Source organism: Pelotomaculum terephthalicicum JT, from assembly GCF_022410535.1.
In the GTDB taxonomy this organism is placed as follows: domain Bacteria; phylum Bacillota; class Desulfotomaculia; order Desulfotomaculales; family Pelotomaculaceae; genus Pelotomaculum_D; species Pelotomaculum_D terephthalicicum.
Genome location: NZ_JAKNBL010000019.1, coordinates 37,111 through 56,061, shown reverse-complemented (window position 1 = coordinate 56,061; position 18,951 = coordinate 37,111). Strand labels below are relative to the sequence as shown.

The window sequence follows — 18,951 nt, the reverse complement described above, 5'->3', positions numbered from 1 at the left end:
TCTTTGCCATGCCCATTTTTAGGAATGTCGTGAAAAGGACAGTCTTTTTAGCCTGGCATGCCAGAATTTCCAGTTGCTTTATTCCAGATTTAATGATTCCTCCCATCTAATGCCGAGAGCCTATTTAGTATTCATGTTGCTTGCTCTTTTGTGATCAATATCATTAAAAGTAAATATCAGCCGAACGGGTTTCGTCAGATTACCGGCCGTCTTGCCAGAACTGTTGACTATTTTTATGTCCACTGCTTTTGTCACAAAATATTCTTCTGTGGGAAGTATTTTTTTGCTATCTGTTGCTTCTACTTTAACTTCGTAAGTTTTATCACTGGCTTTAGGTGGCGCCTCGAAGCGAAAACCAAGTTCTTCATTTGATAAAGTTGCCGGTAACTGCCCTATAGTAGTAGTTGAGACAGCCCAGCATGTTCCGCCCGTAAATAAAAATGCTGATAATATTAAAACCAATAAAACCATCTTCATACGTTTCATCATTTTTCTCCCCCTCCTGGAATTTAACAAACTGGCTACTCGACAATAATGATTTACCAATGGATAATTATGCAAATAAAGTGATTAAATCCTTTAAAACATATGACACCCCCTTTAGTTTAAAAAGTATTACCTTCGAACCAGCCCGAGGCTTGTCTACGCAAACCAAGCAAAATCTCTTTTTGACATTGTAACTTATAAAGCATTCATTGCTATTTTTTTTGGATAAAAAAGAGGAACCCTCGCCAGCCTAGTGAATAGTAATAAGGAGTTGTCATATTTAAGGAAACTCCTCTTAAACTTAATAGAAGGGCCGTACTGTTAAGTGAGGAGGGAAAATATTGAATAATGGCGGAGCTATCGGTCTGTTTGATTCGGGAATCGGCGGCCTGACGGTCTTCAGGGAAGTTAACAGAATTCTCCCTAATGAATCAGTCGTTTACTATGGCGATACGGCGCACGTGCCGTATGGTTCACGCAGCTTTGAGGAATTAATATATTTTGCCGGCAGGATTGTGGCCTATTTAGTGGAACAAAAGATCAAGTATGTCATTTTTGCCTGCAATACCAGTTCGGCCTTGTCTTTGCCTGTTTTAAAAAAGATTTACTCTCTGCCGATGATGGGTCTGGTCCAACCCGGCGCCGCTGAAGCGCTGCGGCTTACCCGTAACCGGAAGGCCGGTGTCATTGCCACTGAGGTCACAATCAAGACCAGAGCTTATGAAAAAGCCCTAAAAGCGCTTGACGGTAATGTTGAGGTCGTCAGCCTGGCTGCGCCGCTTCTTGTCCCCCTGGTTGAGACAGGGGACCCTAATACGCAACCAGCCGCCGCTGTGGTGCGGGAGAGCTTGGCTCCATTGCGCGGCGCCGGCATCGACACCCTGATTCTCGGTTGTACGCACTACCCTTTTTTGAAGGGATTAATTGCCTCCGAGATGGGACCGGAGGTGCGGCTGGTAGACCCGGCCGGAGCGACTGTGCGGTCGGCGGCAAAGGAAATGGCCGGCTTGGGGCTGCTGGCCGCGGGCGGCGCCGTTCCGGCGCACCGTTTTGTTGTAAGCGGCGATCCGGAAGCCTTTCGCGAGAAGGCGCGGCTTTTTATGGGAAGTGACATCGGGCCGGTTGCCCGCGTAGCATTGTGAAAGCGTGAGAGGAGGATGATTATAAGCCGTGCCTAAAGTTGGCCTGACCACAACAGTGCCGGTGGAAGTAATCATTGCCGCCGGATGGGTGCCGGTGGACCTGAATAATCTTTTTATCACCGGAGAGAATCCCCAGGCGCTGGTGGAGGAAGCCGAACTGGCCGGGTACCCCCGGAATCTATGCGCCTGGATTAAGGGAATTTACAGCACGGTGTTGAAGCAGCGGGATATTCAGACAGTGATCGCGGTGACCCAGGGTGACTGCAGCAACACGCACGCCCTGATGGAAACGCTGGAGTTGGCCGGGGTGGAAATTGTGCCCTTTGCCTTCCCGTACGACCGTGACGCCGACCTCTTGCGGCTGCAGATTGAGAAGATGATGTTTTACTTCGACGTGTCCTGGCGGCAGGTGGAGGAAGCCAAAGAAAAACTGGACCGGGTGCGGGGCAGGGTATGGGAGCTGGACCGGCTGACCTGGCAGGAAAGCCGTATCAGCGGGTGGGAAAACCATCTTTACCAGGTCAGCTGCAGTGATTTTAACGGTGATCCGGATAAATTCGCTGCGGATGCGGACATGTTATTGGAAGAAGCCCGTTCCCGGCTCCCGGCGGAAAAGGTGCTGCGGCTGGGGTATATCGGGGTGCCGCCGATTGTCGGCGACTTGTACCAGTATCTTGAGGAGCGCGGGGCGCGGGTGGTTTTTAACGAAACCCAGCGGCAGTTTACCATGCCCTGCGCGGCAGACGGCCTGGTCGAGCAATACCGGCAGTACACTTACCCGTACGGTATCTTTTTCCGCCTGGCGGACATCCGGCGGGAAGCCGCCCGGCGCAAGCTGGACGGGATTATCCACTATGCCCAGAGCTTTTGTTTCCGGCAGATAGAGGACCTGATTATCAGGCAGAAGCTTGACCTGCCGCTGCTGACCCTGGAGGGCGACAAGCCCAACCGCCTGGACGCGCGCACCCGGATGCGCCTGGATGTTTTTTTAGATATGCTGAGGTGATTGCATGTATATCGGCCTGGACCTGGGCAGCCGCAACGTGAAGATAGCCTTGATGGAAAAAGGCCGGACTGTCCGCTTGCTGGAGTTTGACACGGTTAATTTTTACCGGGAATACGGGCGAAAAACCGGCGGCAGGCTCATGGTTGATTTTGCCGCGCTCGGACTTGACGCAGCCGGCGCGGTGATTACCGCGACAGGGTACGGCCGCCAGGCTGTAAATGTGCGTGACGCCCGGATCATCCCGGAAATAAAAGCGCATGTCCACGGCGCCGTTCACTTGACCGGGCTGACCGGCTTCACCCTGCTCGATCTGGGCGGACAGGACAGCAAAGTAGCCCTGGTGCGCCGGGGGCGGTTGGCGGACTTTTTGACCAATGACAAGTGCGCCGCCAGCACGGGGAGGTACCTGGAAAACATGGCCGCGGTTTTGAATATCGGCCTGGAAGAGCTCGGCCTTCATTACCGGGACCCGGTGGAATTGACCTCCACCTGCGCCATTTTTGGCGAAAGCGAGCTTATTGACAAAATCGTTGAGGGGCATCCCGTTTCCGCTCTGGCTGCCGGGGTAAATTACAGTATATTCAAGCGAATTCACCCCATGCTGGCCAAATTGGCCAGCGACATTGTCGTATTTACCGGCGGGGTGGCCCGCAGCGGCGCGCTGGCGGAGATTATCAGGCGGGAGACCGGAGCGCGGGTGGTTGTGCCGGAACAACCGGAATACGCCGGCGCCATCGGGTGCTGCGTATCCGCTGAAGAGCAGCGCGCTGTTCTTCAGTAAAAATTGCGGGGAGGAATGAAATGATGCGGATAACCGTTCTGGGCTGCTGGGGGCCGTATCCCCGGGCCGGCGGCGCCTGCTCGGGCTACCTGGTCAGCGGCGGCGGGGTAAACGTGATGCTGGAAGCGGGCAGCGGGACTTTAAGCAGGTTGATGGGTCACATTGATTTTCGCGCGCTGGACGCCGTTGTCGTGACGCACCTGCACCACGACCATTACCTGGACCTTTTTCAGCTGCGCCACGCGGTGGAAGGGGCCAGGCGGGCCGGCAGCCGCGACAAGCCGTTAAAGCTTTACATCCCGTCCAGGCCGGATGGTGAATTCAGCTTGCTTAACAGTTATAAGGAGGCTTTTGCGGTAAAAGCGATAGATTCGTTAGCCGAGGAAGAGATAACCGGCGGTTTTGCAGGGCGGAGGCTGGAGATCGGCGGCCTGGCAGTCCGCTTTATACCAGCGAGACACCTCCTGCCGGGCTATTCCGTATCATTTGAGAGGTCAGGCAAGTTTGTTTTTTCCAGCGACACCGCCCGCACCGACGGGCTAATCGCGCTGGCCGCCGGTGCGGACCTGTTCCTTTGCGAGGCGAGCGGCCTGGACAGCGACGCCGGCCATATGGAGGGAGCGCACCTGACCGCCCGCCAGGCTGGTGAAGTAGGGCGGGCGGCCGGCGTTAAGCGGCTGCTGCTCACCCATTTCTGGCCGGAGTACGACCTGGCGGAATTGAGCGCCCAGGCCGCGGCGGGGTTCGGGGGGCCGGTGACGGCGGTGCGGGAAGACGAGACATATACATGCATACCAATAGCAAACGAGGGATAAACATGGTCAGAGTTGACGGCAGGAAGCCCGGGCAATTAAGGCCGGTGCGGATAACGAAGAATTATATCAAGCACGCCGAGGGTTCGGTTTTGATCGAAGCAGGTGATACCAGGGTCATTTGCACGGCTACCGTAGAGGAGAGAGTGCCGCCTTTTTTAAAAGGAGTAGGGAAGGGCTGGGTTACGGCCGAATACGGCATGCTGCCGCGCGCCACCGGAATGAGGAATTCCAGGGAGGCGGCCAGGGGTAAAATCGGCGGCCGGACTCATGAAATCCAGCGTCTGATCGGCCGTTCCCTGCGCTCGGTGATTGATCTTTCTGCGCTTGGTGAGCGAACAGTGCTGCTGGACTGCGACGTCATCCAGGCGGACGGCGGCACGCGAACAGCTTCAATCACCGGAGCTTTCGTGGCGCTGGCGGAAGCTTTGAGCAAATTGAAAGCGGAGGGGCTAATCCGTCGCGTACCCTTGACCGACTATATCGCCGCCATAAGTGTCGGCAGGCTGGGCGGCGAGATCTTGCTCGACCTTTGCTACGAGGAAGACTCTGCGGCGGAGGTGGACATGAACATTGTCATGACCGGCGCCGGACGTTTCGTGGAAGTGCAGGGCACCGGGGAGGAAGCCACCTTTACCAGGCAGGAGATGAACGATATGATTGAGTTGGCGGCGCAGGGGATTCAGCAGTTGGTCGCCTTTCAAAAAGAAGCGCTGGGTGCATATGGTAGCGGGGAGGAAGATGGGAATGAAACTGGTCCTGGCGACGAATAACAAGGGCAAGGTCAGGGAAATGTCCGAAATGCTGGCGTCTTGCGGCATCGAGGTGTTATCCCTGGCCGATTTTCCCCAGGTTGGGGATATTGAGGAGGACGGCGATACATTTCAAGCAAACGCTGTGAAAAAAGCCGCAATAACAGCCGAACTGACCGGGCTGACAGCCCTGGCCGACGATTCCGGCCTGGAGGTGGATTACCTTGGCGGAGCCCCGGGAGTCTATTCGGCCCGCTTCGCCGGGGAGGAGAAGAGCGACCGGGCCAACAATGAAAAGCTGCTGAGACTTTTAGCCGGGCTGCCGCCGGACAAGCGCGCCGCGCGGTTCCAATGTGTTATGGCCATTGCCCGGCCCGGCGGTTTCGTCCATACCGTGCAGGGGACCTGCGAGGGAGTGATCGCCGGTGAGCCGCGGGGCGATATGGGTTTCGGCTACGATCCATTGTTCTACCTGCCTGATTACGATAAAACTTTCGCCGAACTTGACCTGTCTGTTAAAAACAAAATCAGCCACCGCGGCAAGGCCCTGGCCCAGGTCCTGGAATACTTGTCCGAGTTGAGCAAGAAAGAGATTGACAGGGGGTGATGACTGTTGCGGGTGGCAGTATTCAGCGACAGCCACGGACGGCTGACATTTGCCTTCCAGGCTCTCCGGAGCGCCGGGCCGGTTGATTTAATATTGCACGCCGGCGATCACTGTAGCGACGGCTTGAAGTTAGGCGCTGAAACCGGTATAGCGGTAAAGGCGGTTAGAGGAAATTGCGACTATGGCCTTGACGGGTTGGCGGAGGAAATTGTCGAGTTGTCCGGCCGGCGAATCCTGCTCACGCACGGCCATCTCGCCGGGGTCAAGCAGCCGTCGTCGCGCGGGAACTTATTGGCGGCGGCCCGGGAAAACGGGGTGGAGGCAGTGGTCTTCGGACACACTCACGTTGCTGTTGCCGAGCACGAGGGGGGCGTGCTGCTTTTTAACCCCGGCAGCATTGCCAGGCCGCTGGATCAGGAGCGTCCCAGCTACGGGATTCTGGAAATCACCGGGGAAGGCATCATTCCTTATATCTGCCGTATTTAGCCTACACGCACCCGGTGATATTTTCAGCCCACCAAAATAATTTTGACTCCGGGTAAATTATTGGTTATAATATTAATTGCATTATCAAAATATGATTTCCACAAGCGGGTGTAGCTCAATGGTAGAGCATCGGCCTTCCAAGCCGAGTACGTGGGTTCGATTCCCATCACCCGCTCCATTCTTTTTGAGCAGGGCGTTTTGGGTGTATGTGACTGGAAGCATAAGTTTGCCATTTGGCAGACTTATGCTTCTTGATAATTTACGGGGTGGGTGCCAAACTTAAGTACGAAGGCTCGCGGCAAGCTTATGCTTCCTTTTTGGAATGATGATAAGAACTATAAGAGATTAAATTAATGGTTTTAATTTTTTATTACTCCCGTTATTAAAGGATTATTTCTTTGTTTGGCGTAGTTATATTTTGGGAGAGCGATTTCAATGATGAATATGACAAAGGGGTCCACTGTCAAGAGTTATCTAACAGGGTCTCTAAATCCGGCACTTGATGCCGATTTTATCCGCATGCGGCTCTTTGGAAATATGTCAAGTACTGCGATATCGGGGGATATCTAAAGAAAAACTTAACTATTAGAGAGGATAATAAACATGTGCCGGGAATACGAAGTTTCATCCTTACTAATATGTACCAAGATAAAGGACGATAGGGGGAGAACACTGAATCTGGCGAAACCATTTCCAAAACTAGTTGGATATGTATTAAAAGATTTGGATTTAAATGAAACTATAGCAATGGGAAAGCTAAAAACGGTGGAATTATTGGAGGAAGGGAAAATAAAAATTAAAAATGTCGGGATAGCATCCCTGCATATCATTGACAAAGGCAGCGGTAAGCAAATGAAGTTTTTGTCAGATAGGAGTGGCATACCAATTAAGAGCGATGCTCGGATTACGGTAAACGATAATGAAGGAAATATATTGGATGACTATAAGGATATAATAATGGAGGAAGTCAATGGTTATATTCGAGGTTAAAACAAACGTGCTAGTCCCGGGTTGCTACTGCTTTATCGCACTGTTTAAAGAGGTTCCGGGGGAACTATATTCCCGCTGCTGATCTTTTCCAGTTTTTTTCTGGGCTCATCAGTAATTGTTAGTTTAGTCTCTTTAACAAAATCATAGTAAACGAGAATATCTTGCGCCTCAGCGGCCATTTGATTGCGCTCATTGTAAATAGCGTGCTTGATAACAAAACTTGTATTTTTAATCTCCGATACCTTGGAATAGACATAAATTTTGCCCGGATAAAATAGTGGACGGTAATACTGACAGGTAATCGAAGCCAGCACCGGGCCTTCTTTTTCTTTTGCCTGAGATTGCATCAAACCGATTATATGTAAAAGTTCGACCCTTGCTTCCTGGATATAGTATATGAACGACACATTATTCACATGTCCACGAAAATCAACTTCAAACCAATCGATCCGACGCTCTAGTTTATGGGCATAGCCATTCACAAAAATACCTCCCGCATGGAACAATTGCATCCGTTTAACAAACACGTCCACTCATACCAATAATGACTTATAATCATATTATATATTTGCAGTGAACTAGTATCAAACAAAATCCTTAAAAAAACTAACAAATCATTGTTAATGGGGCATCTCCGACTGGGCCAAGCGGCTGTCGCCACGGCAGTCAAGAACGGGATCATGAAGGGATACGACGACAACACCTTCCGGCCCCAGGGCAACACCACCATATTCGGTGATGATCTTTTTATCAATTTGGGCTGTTGTTTAGCTCAACTCATTAACCACTAGCTTTTTCCATATCCAAAAACCACTTAGGGAAATATTGATCCCTTCCGGTGCGGCAACAACTCCTTTAAAAATGAAAATCTTAATCCCGCCGGCGGTCACTTTGTTAAAACTCCGGGGTTCGGGCGGTGAGCCTGCGAGCACGGCAAGCTCACTGGAGCAGCTGGCTCAACTTCCTGTCGTTCTAATAATTATTGTGATCGTATCAGTCTTTTGGAGAATATATTTTCTGGCATCAGGAGTAATCTCGACCTTGATCATTTTTTCGCCCCCGGTCTTAATATAGTACTTGAATTTACAAGCGGCATAGTGGCTGGCTTAAGACGCCTATGGGTGTTGGCAATCCTCTAACCAACGGAACTATCCTGTCAGTCCATTCATATTATATACTTAAAAATGACTGATTTTAAGAGGTGATCAATGTTGTATTACAATCCGAACTTTTATCATATACCCATCATGTTTACTAAAGCACAAGTGGATGTAAGGAATTATATGCGTATGCTATGGGAACAGCATGATGTTTGGACATGGTCAACCATAACAAGCCTGGTATTTGGTTTGCCGAATGTAGACTCCGTTGTCGCTAGATTACTTCGTAATCCCGTGGATTTTGAGCATGCGCTGCAGCCTTATTACGGAGAAAGAATTGCTGCGAAATTTCGGGATTTGTTAAAGGAGCATCTTGTTATAGCTGCAGATCTTGTCAAAGCAGCAAAAGCCGGAGATAATAAGGCAGCAGCAGAAGCAGAAAGAAAATGGTATGCTAATGCTGATGCAATCGCTGTTTTCTTGGGGAATATCAATCCTTATTGGTCTCAGGAGCATTGGAGAAGGATGATGTACCGCCACCTGGAATTGGTTAAAGCAGAAGCAGTTTACATGCTTACCGGACAGTATGAGGCAAGCATCACAGCGTATGATGAAAATGAGATACACACTTTGGGAATGGCTGACGTAATGGCTGAGGGTATAATTAAGCAGTTCCATATATATTAAGCCTCATCCTGGATGAACTTTTTAATCTCATCCTTTCCGGGTACCCTGCCGGAAGCTTTAACCTTTTCGTTGATTACAATGGCAGGAGTTTTCATAATCCCATAACCCATGATCTTTCTAAGGTCCTCCACCTTTTCCACCGGCACCTGGAGGCCCATTTCCGCAACTGCTTCCTCGGCAAGTTGATGAAGCCTCCTGCAGTTTGCACAGCCTGTGCCTAAAATTTTGATATCCATTATTTTAGCCGTCCTTTCATATTTAACGAACTCTTACATCAAGAGATGGCCGAAGGCATTAAAGGTGTAGCCGATGATGATGATGCCCAGGGTAACAAGCCCGACGAATATTGCCAATAGCTTCACCTTTACCACTTGATTCAACAAAATCAAGGAAGGGACTGAAAGCGCGGTTACGGCCATCATCAGGGACAGCGCCGTACCGAGCCCCACCCCTTTTGCCACCAGGGCTTCGGCGATAGGCAGCGTACCGAAAATATCCGCGTACATCGGCACACCGACTAATGTCGCCAGCAGCACAGAATACCATTTGTCCTGACCGAGCAGCGCGCTGATGATTGACTCCGGAATCCAATTGTGGATGGCGGCGCCGATCCCGACGCCGATTAGAATAAACAGCCAGACCTTTCTGACAATGTCCCGCACCTGCTCCCTGGCAAAAACTATTCTGTCACGGGCAGTCAGTTCTTCCGGGGCGGCATCGATGAGTTTATTTTCATATACAAACGGCTCTACATACTTTTCAAGCTTTAAATTATTGATGATTGAGCCGCCGATAACAGCCAGAAAAATACCCACAAGCACATAGGCAATGGCAATTTTCCAGTTGAATATGCTGGCAATTAATATAACCGAAGCCAGGTCTACCAGGGGTGACGATATCAAAAAGGAAAAGGTAATGCCAATAGGCAGGCCGGCATTGGTAAAGCCGATAAATAAAGGAATGGAGGAGCAGGAACAGAACGGGGTTACCGTGCCGAACAGCGCCCCCATTGTATTCGCTTTAATGCCGGCGAAATTGCCCAGGGCTTTGCGGGTCCGCTCAGGTGAAAAAAAACTTTGGATATATGAAATAGTAAATATTAGTACGGAGAGCAGGATGAATATTTTGCTCACATCATAGATAAAAAAGTGGATGCTTCCGCCCACTTGCTTATTTACATCCAGGCCGAATACATCTCTTACAAGCAAAGTGACCAGATAGTGAAGCCATTCCATTCTGAGCAGCTGGTCGTTTAGCCAGGAAAATATGAACAAAAGAGTATACCTCTTTTCTTAAGCGCAGTCACTACCGGGACTGCCGCAGGCAGCCCGGTCACTGCCGCAACGGGTTGACCGCCGATGCCGCCCGGTACCGCCGCCGCAGCTTAAAGGGCCGTTTGCATATTTATTGCAGCCGGATTTCTTTACGGCCAGCCATTCGGCAAGATTTTTCATATCATCTGCGTATGGCTCATTTTGCCTGAGTTGATTAAAAATTATGCTGTCCAGAAATTTGCTCCCGTCACTGCGGCAAATGGTGTAATAAACCCACTGCGCACTCTTGCGGTCTGTAACCAGCCCGGCCCGGCGCAGCACCCCCAGATGTCGCGAGGCCTTTGTCTGGGTTATAGCCAGCGTTTCCATAATATCACAGACACATAGCTCCCCATCGTAAAGCAGATTGATGATCCGCAGGCGGGTCTCGTCAGCCAGCGCCTTCAACATTTCCACTATATTGATCATAGCCCTCTCTCTCAAATTATTTTTCCCGGCTGGCATTATTATATTTGCATAACCGAATATACGCATATATTATACGCCATGACTATAAAAAATGTAAATATTCGTTTTCAGGAGATATTAAAACGATATCCCGTACCCCATATAGTTTCAATATATTCTGGATTAGACGGGTCTTTTTCTATCTTTTCACGGACTCTGCGGATATGAACGGCTACTGTGGCAATCTCTCCCAAATTATCGAACCCCCAGATCTTTTCGAAAATCTGTTCCTTGCTAAGTACCCGGTCGGGATTCTCAGCCAAAAATACCAACAAATCAAATTCCTTAGTGGTGAATTGAATTTCCAGGCCGTCAAGGTAAACACGCCGGGAGCTTTTATTGATGGCCAGCCCTTTGATTTTTAGCTCCTCGGGACGATCAGCAACTGTTTGGTTAACCAGACGATTATAACGGGCCAGGTGGGATTTGACTCTGGCCACCAGTTCGGCGGGACTGAAGGGCTTGGTCATATAATCGTCTGCCCCTAGCCCCAGTCCTCTGATTTTATCGATATCTTCTTTCTTGGCTGAGACAATAATTATGGGTATATTGATCCTGTCGCGGATTGTCCGGCAGATTTCAAAACCGTCTACCTCGGGCAGCATGACATCGAGAATGATGATGGCGTAGTTTCCTTGCAGGGCGCGCTGCAGGCCTGAGCGGCCGTTAAGTTCAATGTCCGCTTCAAAGCCGTCTATTTCCAGGTAGTCTCTCTCCAGCTCCGCAATACTTAGTTCGTCTTCAATAATTAAAACCTTTTTCATACTTAAACTCCTCTTTTAAAAAAGACTGTGGCTTTCTTCATTTTTTAAAATAGGCAGCTTTTTTTAAGGTAAAGAATATACTTGTTCCCAAACCTTCAGCGCTTTCCGCCCAAATTCTCCCCTGGTGGGCCTCTATTATTTCCCTGGCGATGGATAGCCCGATCCCGCTGCCCCCGGTTGTCCGGTTTCTTGAACTATCTACCCGGTAGAACCGGTCAAAGATTAAAGGGAGTTTATCTGCCGGAATACCGGAACCGTTATCCCTTATTTCAATTAAAGCTAAGCTTTCTTCTTCTTTCAAAATTATTTTAATTTCCTTTTCTCGCTTGTTTAAATGCTTTTTGGCGTTTTCTATGATGTTGTGAATGACTCTGATTAGTCTCCGCCGGTCGGCCATTATTAAATCACTGCTTTTATAATGGGACTCAAATTTAAGAATAATATTATTTTCGGATAAGTCAAAATTCAATTCTTCTCTGGCATCTTCAAGGTATCTGTTAATTTCTATACATTCAAATGAAAAAGGGATTTGTTTTATGTCCAGCTTGGAAAAAAGGGTCAAATCGTTTGTTAACCGCTCCATTTCCCCGGCGTGGGCAATAATGGTCCGGAGATATTTTTCCACTTTCTCCGGGTTATTGGCCACGCCTTCAATAATGCCTTGGGCGTAGCCTTTAATCGCGGTAATCGGTGTTTTAAGGTCATGGGATATATTTGAGATTAATTCTTTTCGGCTTTTTTCGTATTGTTCATTGAGTTCTTGTGATTGCTTCAGTCTTAGCCGCATCTCTTCAAAGGCCTGATATAATTCTCCTATTTCGTTGTTAACCGGATAGCTGATGGGGTAGTCCAGGTTTCCGTGCTGAATTTCCCGGGCAGCTTTTTTTACCGAATTTAAAGGCTCGATTAAGCTTTTGTAAAACTGGTAGGTTAAAAAACTGTTTGTCAGAAATATGCAAATGATAAAGATTAAAAAAATCCACTTCACATAAGCGATATGGTCGGCAGGTGACGCTTCCCAAGGAGGTACTCTGTTGAGGAAGAGATAGATTTGGCCTGTTGTCCCGTCACTGAAAGAGAAAGCCCGGCATCTTACAATGTAATCTTTTATGATTGCTGAAGTCCATTTCTCTGTAACATCTTGCACATTAAGCTTTAATAAATTTGGTTTGAGTTTTTCAACGTTAAACGGTACGGAATTAGATATAAACTCTCCATTGCGCTGAATCAAAACCCCCATATTAACAGAAGAAATCTTTTCGTTGAGCTGCGCCAGGTAAAACGGATCTTTGAAATAATCCGGTTTATTGGCCAGGTCATGCTCTAATTCTCCCATAAAAGCTATTTTTTCTTGTAATGATTCCTCCTGGGCGGTTTCTATGATCTGAATTTGGTGATCCTCTTCATAATTGGTCAGGATTAGCTTGGCCGACAATACCGCCAGGAGAAGGGGGGCTGTGACCATTATTATGTAGGAAGCCCAAATCTTAAACTTTAAGGACATGTTTTACTCCCAGAACAGTGTTTACAAAATTCATTTCTCTATTTATTATAAAGCTTAATTATTAATTACTTTAAAACTGTTTCTTAAAATTTTTATAAAAATAAAATTCAAATTTTTATCTGGATTTTCAAGTTTTTTAAGGAAATTTTTCAATTTGGTTTAGGTCCAGTTTATTTACTTTTCTTATAATGTGTAAGGCTGAAAAAGTGCGTTTTTTTAGAGAGGTTGAAGGGAGAGGATATAAATTTGAAGCGATTAGCAATTTTAGTATTGGCATTGTTGTTATTGTCTTTTTTAAACGGATGTGGAAGCAAACAGCCTGCCGGCGATGAAATACCTGCCATCGCGGTTGAGGTGGTGAGTGCGGGCAGGACAGACATGAATAAGATTTACGATGCCTCCGGGCAGATTAAAGCGTCGGCGGAAGCAACCATCGCTCCTAAAGTTGCGGGCCGGGTCACCCAAGTCAACGTAAAATTGGGCGACCGGGTGGGAAAGGGGCAAACGCTTTTCCAAATTGACGCTAAGGAAGCACGCAGCCAACTGGCCCAGCTGCAAGCCGACCTGGGCATCTCCCAAGTAAGTTACGATACCGCGGTTCAGGCTTTGAAGGATGCCCAGTCCAATTACGACCGCACCAATATCCTTTATGAAAGCGGCGCAGTGTCAAAGACCGATTTAGAGCAGGCGACAACCAAACTGGTCAATGCCCAGCTCAGCCTGGAGCAGTCCCGGCAGCAGATTGACAAGCTGCAAGTGACCATAAGCACCGCGCAGGACAATTTAAACGATTATACGGTTGCGGCGCCGATTGACGGCTTCATCGGCGCGATAAAGGTAGAGACTGGAGAAATGGTCAGCAGTCAGACGGATGCCGCCGTCATCGTCAACATCGACACCGTCAAGGTGGAGGCTTCGGTGCCGGAAAGTGTGGTGAACGCTGTTCAAACGGGAAGCAATGTCCCGGTGACCATCGACTCCTTGAACAAGTCCGTGGCAGGAACGGTGACCGCGATAGCTCCAAAAGCGGACTCGACCACCATGGGTTATCCGGTGGAAATCACCATAGCCAATCCAACTGGCGAAATTAAGCCGGGGATGACGGTGAAAATCGACCTTTTTACAGGGACTTTGCCAAATGTTGTTGCTGTTCCGGTGGACGCGGTTATTGAAAAGGATGGGCAGCATATTGTATATGTGGTGGAAGATGACAAAGCCAGGGAAGTGTATGTGGAAATAGGAGTGTCCAATGACTCCCAGACTGAAATCACCGAAGGCCTGGAGGAAGGACAGATTGTCGTAGTCCAGGGAAACCGCCTTCTTTCTGACGGTCAGCAAGTAAAAGTAGTCACCGGGCAGGAAGGTGGTTCCCAGTGAAAATAGCAGATTTCTCCGTGGAACGGCCGGTTGCCATCTCGATGCTCATCCTCGCGGTGGTATTCATAGGCCTTTTCGCCCTGCCGAGCCTGAAGGTCGCGCTGATGCCGGATATGAATATACCGGTGGCGATTATCACCACCAGTTATCAAGGAGCAGACCCGGCCGAGGTGGAAAAAATAGTCACGAAACCGATTGAGTCCGCCGTAAGTTCGGTTAGCGGCGTCAAAGAAATCAGCTCCATCTCTTCCAGCGGAAACTCATTGGTGGCGGTGCAATTTGACTACGGGGTTAAGATTGATGACAAGGTAAACGATTTGCGGGACAAAGTGGACGCGGTGCGGAATTATTTGCCGGATGAAGCCGGCAGTCCCAGGATTATGAAAATCGACCTGAACTCCCAGTCCATCATGACCTATTCTCTTGCCGGAGCCAGTCTTACCAAGATGAAAGAAATCGCCGAAGATACCATCCAGCCCGTCCTGGAGCGGATTGAAGGGGTAAGTTCCGTTTCAGTCAGCGGCGGCAAGGAGCGGGAAATTCAGGTCAGGCTGGATCAAACCAAAATGGATGCCTACGGACTGACCGTACAGCAGGTGTCACAGGCGATCTCGGGTGATGATATCACCGGCACGGCGGGAACGCTGGTGAAAGGATCAAGGGAAATCAGCATCAGGGTCATGAACGAATTCAACAATTTGGATGCCGTCAAGAACGTGCAGATCAGCGTGCCCGGCTCATCGAAAAACCATGTCCTGCTGTCGGATATCGCAGACGTGCGGGACGACTTCAAGAAAGACAGCACCCTTACCTACGTGGACGGGAGTGCGTCACTCACTCTTGATGTTATGAAAACTTCGGATGGAAACACGGTGCAGGTGGCGAAGAAGGTGCGTGAGGAAGTCGCCGCTTTAAGTGAAAATCTTCCCGCCGGTGTGCAGATTAACCTGGTCAGCGACACCTCCACCACCATCAACGACACCATCAGAAGTGTTGAAAAACACGGCCTCCTGGGAGGAGTCCTGGCGGTAATCATTCTTTATCTGTTTCTGCGCAACGCCCGCAGCACGGCGGTGGTGGCAATCACCCTGCCGGTGGCTTTAATTGGCACTTTTTCTGTGATGTATTTTTCCGGCGTGACGATTAATATGCTGTCCTTAGGGGGATTGATGCTGGGCCTTGGCTCGCTCGTCGACTTTGCCATCGTGGTGCTGGAAAGCATCTACAGGAAGAGACAGGAAGGATTTGACGTGATTAGCGCGGCCAAACTGGGAACGGCCGAAGTGGGTACCGCCGTGATGGCTTCGGCGGCTTCGCAGATCGTGGTCTTTATGCCTGTCGTCTTCGTCAGCGGCATCGCCAGCATGATTTTCAAACCCCTGGCGCTTACAGTCAGCTTTTCCCACGCCTGCGCCCTTTTTTCCGCTATGACGCTGGTTCCCATGATGGCCTCCAGAATGCTGAAGAATGTCCCGGCGCCGGAGGATATCGGTTACGTGAAAGGAACCAAGAACCCGGTTGCTATTTTCGGTTTCGGACTGCAAAAGCTTACTTCATTTTATAAAACCAGTCTCAACTGGGCTTTGGGCAACCGTAAAAAAGTGGTGGCCGGCGCCTTGCTCCTGTTAGTAGCCAGTTTGGGATGCATCCCGCTGATTGGGATGGAGTTTATATCTGCGATGGACGAAAGAGGAGTGAACGTTCAAATTGAAATGCCCGCGGGAACAAGCTTGGAGGCAACCCGCAAAAAGGCCATGGAAGTCGACACGCTGGCTCAAAAGGCGCTGGAGGGCGGTGTGCAAAAGGGTTATATCACGGTCGGCGGCGGACAGATGTCATTCTTGGGTATTTCCGAAAACAATAACGCGAGTATCAGGTATAAGCTGAAATCCACGGATGAATATAAACCAACGGCAAGCGAGGCGGCGGAAAAAGTGCGCCGGTCCTTAAACGACACTGCCGGAGGCACCATCACGGTGACTGTTGAAAGCGGCGCCATGGGCATGTCCGGCAGCGCGGTCGATGTGATCATTCGGGGCGACGATCTGGATGTGCTGACAGAGCTGGGGAATGAAGCGGTGGATCTTGTCAAAGGGGTTTCAGGCACCAGAAACGTGTCAAATTCACTGTCCAGCAATGTTCAGGTGCAAGTGGTGGTTGATCGTGAAAAAGCGGCGCGTTACGGGCTTTCCGCGTCCCAGGTTCTTTCGGTGGTAAAAACCGCCTTCGGCGGGTCGACGGTAGGCAGTCTGCATACCGGGGACAACACGGTGGATATCACTCTGAAATACTCCGATAAATTTGTTCAAACGGAAAACAGTCTGGCGAGCCTGATGCTGGTGTCCTCTTCCGGGGCAAAGCTGTCGGTGGGCGATGTCGCCGATATTTCCATTAATAATGCGCCCAAAGAAATCAGCCGCTCCAATCAAAACCGGGAGGTAGAAATTACCGCCGATATTTCCGGCAGGCCTTCCGGCAGTGTGAATAGTGAGGTTCAGGAAAAGCTGGCGAAGATGTCGTTGCCTCAGGGCTATATCATCGACTTTAGCGGTGAGCAGGAAAATATGAATGAGTCCTTCAGCGCGCTGGGCCTGGCGCTCATACTGGCGATTATTCTTGTTTTCATGGTGATGGCGGCACAGTTTGAATCCTTGTTCCAGCCGTTTATTATCATGTTCTCCCTGCCTCCTACCTTTATCGGCGTGGTGATCGGGCTGGGGCTCACCGGGACCACTTTGAGCGTGATGAGCCTGATCGGGGCGATCATGCTGGTGGGGATCGTCCTCAACAATGCCATCGTGCTGGTTGACTATATCAATACCCTGCGCAAGCGGGGAATTGAACGTGACGAAGCAATCAAGCAGGCCGGACCGATCCGGCTGCGGCCTATCCTGATGACGGCGCTGTGCACCGTGCTGGCCCTGATGCCCATGGCTCTCGGCGGCGGCTCCGGCAATGAAATGATGAAGCCAATGGCCATAGTCATCGCCTTTGGGTTGTCTTTTTCAACTATTATTACCTTGATTCTGGTACCTGTGGTGTATGCTGTTTTTGACGACTTGATGAAAGGGATGAGTAAACGTTTTTCAAAGATTCTTGGAAAAATAAAAAAACATCCGGTTGAATCTGATTATCCCCCCTCAGGTATATAAAGCATCTTTATTATGTTATGCTTTGGGCGGAACGAAAGGAATGCTTGTAATAAATGCAAAATAGCCTGGAAATGCGCGATAAAAAAATAAGCGTTTTGTTATGGAAATTTTCCTTGCCGGCTATAGCGGGGATGCTCATCAACGCTCTTTACAATATAATCGACCGGATATTCGTGGGCCGTGGCGTCGGCTCACTTGCCATCGCGGCGACAACCGTGGCTTTTCCCATAATGCTGATTCTAATAGCTGTTTCAATCCTGATCGGAATTGGCGCCACGGCGTTAATATCAATACGGCTGGGGGAGCAGAGAAAAGAAGAAGCTGAGAAAATAGCCGGTAATGCCGCGGTGATGCTAATTGCCTTGCCTTTAATTATCGCGGTGATATATCTGCTCTTCCCCGAGCCGATATTAAAGGCTTTTGGGGCAAGTGAAGAAGTATTGCCTTACGCGCGTGACTTTGTGCATATTATTATCCTGGGCGCGGCTTTTGGTTCCATAAGCATGGGCATGAACAACTTTATCCGGGCGGAAGGCAATCCCCGGTTGGCCATGTTTACCCAAGTCGCCGGCGCCTTGATCAATGGCGTTTTAAACTATGTTTTCATTTTTAAATTGGGACTGGGGATAAAAGGCTCGGCTTTAGCTACTGTTTCCGGCCAATTCATTTCCTCTGTCTGGGTTTTGAGTTATTTCTGGTCAGGCCGGAGCCTGGTAAAAATCAGATTTAAAAACCTGAAACTGCAGTTGCCTATCATCACCAGTATTGTATCTATCGGCTTCGCCCCTTTTGCCATGCAGATAGCCAACAGTGTGCAGCAATCGATACTAAACAAAACCCTGCTGGCCTACGGTGGTGATTTAGCTCTTTCGGCCGTGGGAATCATGATGAGCATAGCCGCCTTATTGTTTATGCCCATAGTGGGTCTCAGCCAGGGAGCGCAGCCGCTGATTGGCTTCAATTACGGCGCCCGGCAATATGATCGGGTTAAAGAGACTGTGAAAATTGCGGTGATCGCCGGCGTCTGTATCGCTTCAGCCGGATTCGTGGCAATCAATATCTGGCCGACCCAAATTGTGGGGCTGTTCAGCGAAGGTGATACCGCCCTGACGGAAATGACTGCCCAGGCAATGCGGATGTTTTTCGCGCTGTTTCCGGTTGTAGGCTTTCAAATAATATGCGCGAACTACTTTCAGGCGGCAGGCAAGCCGGTGCAATCCGCCATACTCAGTTTATCCAGGCAGGTGTTGCTTTTTATCCCTTTGCTGCTAATCCTGCCGAAATTCTGGGGGATCAACGGAGTTTGGAGAACAGCGCCAATAGCTGACGGCATCTCAGTGTTGGTAACGGCTATTTTTATTTTCTTTGAAATGAAAAACCTTCCCAAGAAACAAACCACAAATTGTACAAGTTAACAACTATTAGGCAATTTGATAGAAAATAGGAAATATGATTAGTTGTTCACATAACCTTCACAGAAATAACACATAATGTTAAGATTATTTTCCGTGAAATAATGTTAAT

22 protein-coding genes and 1 tRNA gene are annotated in these 18,951 nt (G+C 49.3%); 15 read left to right on the top strand and 8 right to left on the bottom strand.

The window, feature by feature from the left end:
* Positions 1-120: 120 nt before the first annotated feature.
* Positions 121-489, bottom strand: coding sequence for a hypothetical protein (locus L9W92_RS11770; protein ID WP_240083948.1), 369 nt, complete (start codon positions 487-489; stop codon positions 121-123).
* 338 nt (positions 490-827) lie between these two features.
* Here L9W92_RS11770 and murI point away from each other — a divergent pair, with 338 nt between their 5' ends.
* The 9 genes from murI to L9W92_RS11725 all read left to right on the top strand — a co-directional run bounded on the left by murI (position 828) and on the right by L9W92_RS11725 (position 7,062).
* Complete coding sequence (gene murI / locus L9W92_RS11765; protein ID WP_240083947.1) at positions 828-1,628, top strand: glutamate racemase; 801 nt, start codon at positions 828-830, stop codon at positions 1,626-1,628.
* 28 nt (positions 1,629-1,656) lie between these two features.
* Positions 1,657-2,634: a 2-hydroxyacyl-CoA dehydratase family protein gene (locus tag L9W92_RS11760; protein ID WP_240083946.1), complete on the top strand. Its 978-nt coding sequence runs from the start codon at positions 1,657-1,659 to the stop codon at positions 2,632-2,634.
* A 4-nt stretch (positions 2,635-2,638) separates the two neighbouring features.
* Complete coding sequence (locus tag L9W92_RS11755) at positions 2,639-3,415, top strand: acyl-CoA dehydratase activase (RefSeq protein ID WP_240083945.1); 777 nt, start codon at positions 2,639-2,641, stop codon at positions 3,413-3,415.
* A gap of 20 nt (positions 3,416-3,435) precedes the next feature.
* Positions 3,436-4,230, top strand: a complete 795-nt coding sequence (locus L9W92_RS11750) for an MBL fold metallo-hydrolase (protein WP_312038093.1) — start codon at positions 3,436-3,438, stop codon at positions 4,228-4,230.
* 2 nt (positions 4,231-4,232) lie between these two features.
* Positions 4,233-5,000 (top strand): ribonuclease PH, encoded by a 768-nt coding sequence (gene rph / locus L9W92_RS11745; protein WP_240083944.1) that lies wholly within the window; start codon positions 4,233-4,235, stop codon positions 4,998-5,000.
* Complete coding sequence (locus tag L9W92_RS11740) at positions 4,975-5,586, top strand: XTP/dITP diphosphatase (RefSeq protein ID WP_240083943.1); 612 nt, start codon at positions 4,975-4,977, stop codon at positions 5,584-5,586. The genes rph and L9W92_RS11740 overlap by 26 nt, the downstream gene beginning before the upstream one ends.
* Before the next feature lie 12 nt (positions 5,587-5,598).
* Complete coding sequence (locus L9W92_RS11735) at positions 5,599-6,072, top strand: metallophosphoesterase (protein ID WP_240083951.1); 474 nt, start codon at positions 5,599-5,601, stop codon at positions 6,070-6,072.
* A 104-nt stretch (positions 6,073-6,176) separates the two neighbouring features.
* A tRNA-Gly gene (locus L9W92_RS11730) sits at positions 6,177-6,250 on the top strand.
* A 425-nt stretch (positions 6,251-6,675) separates the two neighbouring features.
* Positions 6,676-7,062 (top strand): hypothetical protein, encoded by a 387-nt coding sequence (locus L9W92_RS11725; RefSeq protein WP_240083942.1) that lies wholly within the window; start codon positions 6,676-6,678, stop codon positions 7,060-7,062.
* Positions 7,063-7,106: 44 nt separating this feature from the next.
* Here the strand turns inward: L9W92_RS11725 and L9W92_RS11720 are convergent, their stop codons facing one another.
* Positions 7,107-7,544, bottom strand: a complete 438-nt coding sequence (locus L9W92_RS11720; RefSeq protein ID WP_240083941.1) for an acyl-CoA thioesterase — start codon at positions 7,542-7,544, stop codon at positions 7,107-7,109.
* Positions 7,545-7,685: 141 nt separating this feature from the next.
* Here L9W92_RS11720 and L9W92_RS11715 point away from each other — a divergent pair, with 141 nt between their 5' ends.
* The gene (locus tag L9W92_RS11715; protein WP_240083940.1) at positions 7,686-7,853 is read left to right on the top strand and encodes an S-layer homology domain-containing protein; all 168 of its coding nucleotides are present in this window, start codon (positions 7,686-7,688) and stop codon (positions 7,851-7,853) included.
* Here L9W92_RS11715 and L9W92_RS19345 read toward each other — a convergent pair.
* Positions 7,830-7,952, bottom strand: coding sequence for a CC/Se motif containing family (locus L9W92_RS19345; RefSeq protein ID WP_376741806.1), 123 nt, complete (start codon positions 7,950-7,952; stop codon positions 7,830-7,832). The genes L9W92_RS11715 and L9W92_RS19345 overlap by 24 nt on opposite strands.
* On the opposite strand from L9W92_RS19345, the gene L9W92_RS11710 reads away from it, so the two are divergent.
* Both L9W92_RS11710 and L9W92_RS11705 read left to right on the top strand, forming a co-directional pair.
* On the top strand, positions 7,924-8,136 hold the full coding sequence (locus L9W92_RS11710; protein ID WP_240083939.1) for a hypothetical protein: 213 nt from the start codon (positions 7,924-7,926) through the stop codon (positions 8,134-8,136). The two genes, L9W92_RS19345 and L9W92_RS11710, sit on opposite strands and share 29 nt — an antisense overlap.
* Positions 8,137-8,270: 134 nt before the next feature.
* Positions 8,271-8,849, top strand: a complete 579-nt coding sequence (locus L9W92_RS11705) for an acetylglutamate kinase (RefSeq protein WP_240083938.1) — start codon at positions 8,271-8,273, stop codon at positions 8,847-8,849.
* On the opposite strand, the gene L9W92_RS11700 is transcribed toward L9W92_RS11705, so the two are convergent.
* The 5 genes from L9W92_RS11700 to L9W92_RS11680 all read right to left on the bottom strand — a co-directional run bounded on the left by L9W92_RS11700 (position 8,846) and on the right by L9W92_RS11680 (position 12,898).
* On the bottom strand, positions 8,846-9,085 hold the full coding sequence (locus L9W92_RS11700; RefSeq protein WP_240083937.1) for a thioredoxin family protein: 240 nt from the start codon (positions 9,083-9,085) through the stop codon (positions 8,846-8,848). The genes L9W92_RS11705 and L9W92_RS11700 overlap by 4 nt on opposite strands.
* Positions 9,086-9,118: 33 nt before the next feature.
* Positions 9,119-10,123, bottom strand: coding sequence for a permease (locus L9W92_RS11695; RefSeq protein ID WP_240083936.1), 1,005 nt, complete (start codon positions 10,121-10,123; stop codon positions 9,119-9,121).
* A gap of 18 nt (positions 10,124-10,141) precedes the next feature.
* Positions 10,142-10,606, bottom strand: coding sequence for an ArsR/SmtB family transcription factor (locus L9W92_RS11690; RefSeq protein WP_240083935.1), 465 nt, complete (start codon positions 10,604-10,606; stop codon positions 10,142-10,144).
* Between the two features lie 92 nt (positions 10,607-10,698).
* Entirely contained in the window at positions 10,699-11,394 is a 696-nt protein-coding gene (locus tag L9W92_RS11685; RefSeq protein ID WP_240083934.1) for a response regulator transcription factor, read from the bottom strand.
* 37 nt (positions 11,395-11,431) lie between these two features.
* On the bottom strand, positions 11,432-12,898 hold the full coding sequence (locus tag L9W92_RS11680) for a sensor histidine kinase (protein WP_240083933.1): 1,467 nt from the start codon (positions 12,896-12,898) through the stop codon (positions 11,432-11,434).
* A 246-nt stretch (positions 12,899-13,144) separates the two neighbouring features.
* Here L9W92_RS11680 and L9W92_RS11675 point away from each other — a divergent pair, with 246 nt between their 5' ends.
* Genes L9W92_RS11675 through L9W92_RS11665 form a run of 3 tightly spaced genes read left to right on the top strand, consistent with a single transcriptional unit; the run spans position 13,145 to position 18,842 of the window.
* Positions 13,145-14,275 carry an efflux RND transporter periplasmic adaptor subunit gene (locus L9W92_RS11675; protein ID WP_240083932.1) on the top strand — a complete coding sequence of 377 codons (1,131 nt, stop codon included), beginning with the start codon at positions 13,145-13,147 and terminating at the stop codon, positions 14,273-14,275.
* Positions 14,272-17,427, top strand: coding sequence for an efflux RND transporter permease subunit (locus tag L9W92_RS11670; protein ID WP_240083931.1), 3,156 nt, complete (start codon positions 14,272-14,274; stop codon positions 17,425-17,427). Before L9W92_RS11675 ends, L9W92_RS11670 begins: the two co-directional genes overlap by 4 nt.
* Positions 17,428-17,480: 53 nt before the next feature.
* On the top strand, positions 17,481-18,842 hold the full coding sequence (locus L9W92_RS11665; RefSeq protein WP_240083930.1) for an MATE family efflux transporter: 1,362 nt from the start codon (positions 17,481-17,483) through the stop codon (positions 18,840-18,842).
* Positions 18,843-18,951: the final 109 nt, after the last annotated feature.

Coding starts and splice junctions, on each gene's coding strand:
- L9W92_RS11685 (WP_240083934.1), bottom strand. CDS start 11,394: ATGAAAAAGGTTTTAATTATTGAAGACGAACTAAGTATTGCGGAGCTG.
- L9W92_RS11710 (WP_240083939.1), top strand. CDS start 7,924: ATGAAAATCTTAATCCCGCCGGCGGTCACTTTGTTAAAACTCCGGGGT.
- rph (WP_240083944.1), top strand. CDS start 4,233: ATGGTCAGAGTTGACGGCAGGAAGCCCGGGCAATTAAGGCCGGTGCGG.
- L9W92_RS11750 (WP_312038093.1), top strand. CDS start 3,436: ATGATGCGGATAACCGTTCTGGGCTGCTGGGGGCCGTATCCCCGGGCC.
- L9W92_RS11715 (WP_240083940.1), top strand. CDS start 7,686: ATGGGGCATCTCCGACTGGGCCAAGCGGCTGTCGCCACGGCAGTCAAG.
- L9W92_RS11770 (WP_240083948.1), bottom strand. CDS start 489: ATGATGAAACGTATGAAGATGGTTTTATTGGTTTTAATATTATCAGCA.
- L9W92_RS11700 (WP_240083937.1), bottom strand. CDS start 9,085: ATGGATATCAAAATTTTAGGCACAGGCTGTGCAAACTGCAGGAGGCTT.
- L9W92_RS11680 (WP_240083933.1), bottom strand. CDS start 12,898: ATGTCCTTAAAGTTTAAGATTTGGGCTTCCTACATAATAATGGTCACA.
- L9W92_RS11725 (WP_240083942.1), top strand. CDS start 6,676: ATGTGCCGGGAATACGAAGTTTCATCCTTACTAATATGTACCAAGATA.
- L9W92_RS11665 (WP_240083930.1), top strand. CDS start 17,481: ATGCAAAATAGCCTGGAAATGCGCGATAAAAAAATAAGCGTTTTGTTA.
- L9W92_RS11755 (WP_240083945.1), top strand. CDS start 2,639: ATGTATATCGGCCTGGACCTGGGCAGCCGCAACGTGAAGATAGCCTTG.
- L9W92_RS11740 (WP_240083943.1), top strand. CDS start 4,975: ATGAAACTGGTCCTGGCGACGAATAACAAGGGCAAGGTCAGGGAAATG.
- L9W92_RS11705 (WP_240083938.1), top strand. CDS start 8,271: ATGTTGTATTACAATCCGAACTTTTATCATATACCCATCATGTTTACT.